The sequence below is a fragment of the Belnapia sp. genome (assembly GCF_059504005.1).
In genome coordinates, this window is record NZ_JCACHU010000086.1 from 1 (window position 1) to 4,385 (window position 4,385).

The 4,385-nt window shown below is 64.9% G+C and carries 4 protein-coding genes and 3 pseudogenes; 5 read left to right on the plus strand and 2 right to left on the minus strand.

Annotated features, from left to right (window positions below; translation table 11 throughout):
- From AC5JJ1_RS12725 to AC5JJ1_RS12735, 3 genes and pseudogenes are all read left to right on the plus strand, one after another.
- Nucleotides 1-353, plus strand: a pseudogene (locus AC5JJ1_RS12725) (transposase); the annotation flags it as partial.
- Nucleotides 354-619: 266 nt separating this feature from the next.
- Nucleotides 620-1,426, plus strand: a pseudogene (locus tag AC5JJ1_RS12730) (IS5 family transposase).
- A gap of 105 nt (nt 1,427-1,531) precedes the next feature.
- Nucleotides 1,532-1,963 (plus strand): hypothetical protein, encoded by a 432-nt coding sequence (locus AC5JJ1_RS12735; protein ID WP_495785478.1) that lies wholly within the window; start codon nt 1,532-1,534, stop codon nt 1,961-1,963.
- A gap of 109 nt (nt 1,964-2,072) precedes the next feature.
- Here the strand turns inward: AC5JJ1_RS12735 and AC5JJ1_RS12740 are convergent, their stop codons facing one another.
- Nucleotides 2,073-2,219 carry a transposase gene (locus AC5JJ1_RS12740; RefSeq protein WP_495785479.1) on the minus strand — a complete coding sequence of 49 codons (147 nt, stop codon included), beginning with the start codon at nt 2,217-2,219 and terminating at the stop codon, nt 2,073-2,075.
- Nucleotides 2,220-2,362: 143 nt separating this feature from the next.
- Nucleotides 2,363-3,574 (minus strand): annotated as a pseudogene (locus AC5JJ1_RS12745) (IS3 family transposase).
- An 85-nt stretch (nt 3,575-3,659) separates the two neighbouring features.
- Here AC5JJ1_RS12745 and AC5JJ1_RS12750 point away from each other — a divergent pair.
- Entirely contained in the window at nt 3,660-3,947 is a 288-nt protein-coding gene (locus tag AC5JJ1_RS12750) for a hypothetical protein (protein ID WP_495785480.1), read from the plus strand.
- Between the two features lie 8 nt (nt 3,948-3,955).
- Nucleotides 3,956-4,345: a transposase gene (locus AC5JJ1_RS12755; protein WP_495785481.1), complete on the plus strand. Its 390-nt coding sequence runs from the start codon at nt 3,956-3,958 to the stop codon at nt 4,343-4,345.
- The last annotated feature ends 40 nt before the right edge of the window (nt 4,346-4,385 follow it).

Sequence of the window (4,385 nt, forward strand, 5' to 3'; positions counted from 1 at the left end):
AGGTGGGCCAAAATTCATCAGCACTGCTGGGCCAGAATTCATGGACACAGCCACGTGGGTGCCCACTTCGGCCTGACACCTTGGCGATACCAGTCCGGCGAGACCGACCGGATGGGGCATATCAGCAAGCTAGGCGATGGTCTGGCCCGCCAGGCGCTCTACGAGGCCGCCAATGTCCTGCTCACCAGGACGGGCCGCTGGTCGTCGTTGAAGGTCCGGGCATGGCGATCGCCAAGTGCTCGGGTATGCGCCGCGCCAAGGTAGCGGTCGCCCGCAAGCTCGCCGTCGTACTGCTAGGCATGTGGCGCGATGGCACCGAGTTCCGCTGGGGTCGGGAGGCGGCCGTGGCGTAGCCGCCTACGTCTCTGACCCAAGCGTCCGACGTCCCGTCGCGGAGGCGCGACAGGGTGAGGCCGCAACAGCCTCGGTGCCGGTGATCACCGAGCCCGCCTGCTAGATTGGTGCGCCCCGCTTGCCTGGCCGTAGCCTGTGGCGGCTCCACGCCGACCACGAACAGAAGCGAGGACCCGCGACGTGACCCCCTACACCGGTCGTTGACCGACCCGATTACAGTAGAGGCTGTTATGGACCTCTACGGCGGTGCTTTTCAGTGTAGGGCATGCAGTCTGCTCGCCAGCCGTACCCGCCTGACGTCTCCGATGAAGCATGGGCACTGATCGCGCTATACTTGGTCCTGTTGCAGCAGAATGCCGGTCAACGGCTGTACTCGTTCCGCGAGCTGTTCAACAGCCTGCGCTACGTCATCCGCAACGGCATTCCTTGGCGGGCCACGCCCAATGACCTGCCGCCATGGGCGGCGGTCTACCAGCAGGCGCAGCGTTGGCTGGCCGCTGGCGTGTTCGAGGCCCTGGCCAGCGACCTCCGCACCATCCTTCGCTTGACGGTTGGCCGCACGGCCAAGCCCAGTGCGGCCATCCTCGACAGCCGCACGCTCCGCTCCACGCCCGAGAGCGGCGGGCGCCGGGTATGACGGCGCCAAGCGCAAGCAGGGCTCCAAGCTGCACCTGGCCGTCGACACGCTGGGCCATCTGCTGGCCCTGCACGTCACCCCGGCCAACGCTGAGGACCGCGGCGAGGTGGGGCGCCTGGCGCAGGCGGTGCAGTCCACCACCGGCCAGAGCGTCGACCTGGCCTATGTCGACCAAAGCTACACTGGTGAGCGTGCTGCCAACGCCGCCAGGGCGCATGGGATTGAGTTGGAGGGGGTGAAGCTGCCAGACGCCAAGCGTAGCTTCGTGCTGCTGCCGCAGCGCTGAGCGGTCGAGCGGTTCTTTGCCTGGGCCACCCGCTTTCGCCGGCTGGCGAAGGACTAAGAAGGCTACGCCAGCACCCTCGCCAACCTCCACCTCGTCGCTTCGCCTGCCTCATGCTTAAGCAGGTCCCGCAACTGACCGGAGGTCCATAACGGCCTCAAGGCTTCTCTACCCTTGAAACAACTTCTGTTTACATTCTGGGAATGCATTTGGGCCATTTGCGAGGCCGTTTGTGAACTTGGTCTGGAAAAATAAACATGTGGGTTTTTGGCGACATGGCCTGCGACAGTTTGCGTGGCGGCGAGGGCAGCGACGTCATCAGGGGATTTGGTGGTAATGACAGATTGTGGGGCGGGCTCGGCAACGATGTCCTGCGAGGCGGACGCGGAGATGATGTCCTGATCGGCGGCGTTGGTCAGGACGTTCTGAAAGGTGGCCGTGGCGCAGATGTTTTTGAGTTTGCAGCTGGAGACGGCTTAGGCGCAGGCGATCATATCCTCGATTTCTCAACAGGCGACCATTTGAAGTTTTTTCACATCTCTCCCCGTACTGTGAGTCAAAGGTTGAATGATGCGGGCACCCTTGAGGTGTATTATGGCGCACTCGGCGGCGTCACCGAGTTCAGCAACAAGATAACGATCGATAATTGCCATCACCTGCTAGCGGCTGCAGACTTTCTGTTCGCCTGACAGACCGCCGGGTTTGGCTCCGCTGACGAAGGGTTGGTTAGGTTGTGGATCAGGCGGTTGCCCGCAGACGATGCAGCCCGCGGCAGTTCTAGTCGAGAGCGACGAGGCTTCACTCGCTGGTAACCTTGGCCAGACAACGGAACTGGAAGCGGGTGAGGCCGAGAGCAGTTTTGATGATGCCGAAGACGGGTACGACGGTCTGCTTGCGGTGGGCATAGCGAGCTTTGGCATCGGGGGTTTCGAGTTTGGCCAGCATGATAAGGCGCTCGGGCTCGGTGATGCGGCGCGGCGTCTTGGGTTGGGATGGCGACCGGACATCGTTAGCGCGGTGCGGCTGGGTCCGGCCGATGGTGACCTGGGTTTGGCCCGATCTCGTGGACAGGTGATGGGCTTGGCTGATTAGGCGGCAAGGGTGACGGTTTGCTGCTCCTCTTTTTCGTAAGTCATGAGCGACCGGTAGCCCAAGGCTGAGTGGAGCCTGGCTGGGTTGTACCAGGCTTCGATGAAGCTGAAGGTTGCCATGCCTGCCTCGGCGTGGGAGGCGAACCGGCGTCGCGCGAGCAGCTCGCACTCGAGGGTGGCGAAGAAGCTCTCGCAGAGCGCGTTGTCGTAGGCAGCGCCGATCGAGCCCATGGATGGTCGGACGCCGGCCTCTCGGCAGCGCTTGCCGAACGCCAGGGACGTATATTGCGAGCCCTGATCCGAGTGATGAATGACATCGCGTGGCCGGCGCTGCCCAACGGCCATGTCGAGCGCATCGAGCACGAGCTCGGTGTGGAGATGGTTGGCGCTGGTCCAGCCGACGATCTTGCGGCACCAGACATCGAGCACCACGGCGAGGTAGAGGAAGCCGGCTGCCGTGGGGATGAACGTAATATCTGCGACCCACAGCTGGTTCGGGCCACTGGCCGTGAAGTTGCGGTCCACCAGGTCCGGGGTCGATCTGCTGCTGTCGTCGTGGCGCGTCGTCACTGGCCCGCCGCAGCGATGGCTGGCACCGACCGGCCCGGCGCTGCGCATCAGGCGCGCGATGCGCTTGCGTCCGTGCCGCTCGCCCCTGGCCTGGAGTTCGGCGTGCACCCGCGGCGCACCGTAGGTTTGGCGCGAGGTAATGTGCACCGTCCGGATCCGCCGCAGCAGCGCCGCATCCGCCTCGGCGCAGACCGACGGGGGTCGGTCGAGCCAAGCGTAGTAGCCGGCGCGCGAGACGCGGAGCAGGCGTGCCATTCTGGCGATCGGGAAGGTGGCCTGGTTTGCTTTCATGAACCGGAAGACCCGGACGGGATCGTGCCGTTGAGGGCAGTGCCTTCAACCCCGGGCGAACCAGGCTGCTGCTCGAGAGAGGATGTCGCGCTCCTGGCGCAGCTGCTTATTCTCGCGCCGTAGCCGGGCGATTTCCTCGCGCTCGGCCGTGGCCAGCGCGGACTGGGCTGGGGCGGGCTCTGTCTCGCGCCGACCCTCCTGCCGGTCCGCCACCGCGACCCAGTTCCGAATGGCTTGGGCCGAGGGTTCGAACTCGCGGGCAAGGTCGGCCGGGTCGCGTTCAGCACGGAGTAACTCGACCACCTGGCGCCAGAACTCTGACGCGTAGGCAGGATGGGTCTTGGGCATCGGGACACCTCACGCAAAAGCTTCGTTGATGTCCATCGAAACGGGGCAAACCCAGACCAGCGGCTTGAGGCCCTAGACTTGAAGAATGGCGACCGTCTGGCCTGAGGCGAAGCCGGTGTCGGCAGAAACGGTCTATGGCAGGCCGTCGCGTACCGACGCTCGTCGATCGACGGAAGTCATCATCGCCGCTCGTGCGCTCAACCAAATGCTGGAGCTTGGACGGATAGAGTACCTGCGCATCGAGTTTACCATCTCGCCCTTCGCCTCCGTAGAGGTGCGCAACACGCGGGTCGACCGCTCGGCTGAGGGCTGGGTTGTCCGTGCATCGGGACTGGGTCAGGGCGCTTGCCCAGATTGGGGCTGGCGACACTAGCGGAGCGTGTGGCCCGCCGTACCTGCCGGCTGGCCGACATCCTCCACGGCATCGGCCATGCTATGGGCAGACGCTCGGCCGAGCGGCTCGCGATACAGCTCGGCATGCCGGCCAGCAACGACACCCTCCTTCGCATGCTGAAGCGGCGGGCGAGCCAGGGCACGACCACCGCACTGCGTGTCCTCGGCATCGACGACTGGGCGTGGTCGAAGGGACAACGCTACGGCACGATCCTGGTCGACCTGGAGCGGCGGACGGTGGTGGACCTGCTGCCCGATCGATCCTCGGCGAGTACGGAAGCCTGGCTGACCGGGCACCCCGGGACCGAGTTCATCAGCCGCGACCGGCGTGGCCTCTACGCTGAAGGAGCCCGCGCCGGGGCAGGTGCTGTAACCTGAGGTCTGGAAAATCTGGTGGCGAGGAGGGCGGGCTTGCCCA

What these genes read in the sequence shown, in the direction of transcription:
- AC5JJ1_RS12735 (WP_495785478.1), top strand. Translation starts at nt 1,532, where the DNA reads ATGTGGGTTTTTGGCGACATGGCCTGCGACAGTTTGCGTGGCGGCGAG.
- AC5JJ1_RS12750 (WP_495785480.1), top strand. Translation starts at nt 3,660, where the DNA reads ATGGCGACCGTCTGGCCTGAGGCGAAGCCGGTGTCGGCAGAAACGGTC.
- AC5JJ1_RS12740 (WP_495785479.1), bottom strand. Translation starts at nt 2,219, where the DNA reads ATGCTGGCCAAACTCGAAACCCCCGATGCCAAAGCTCGCTATGCCCAC.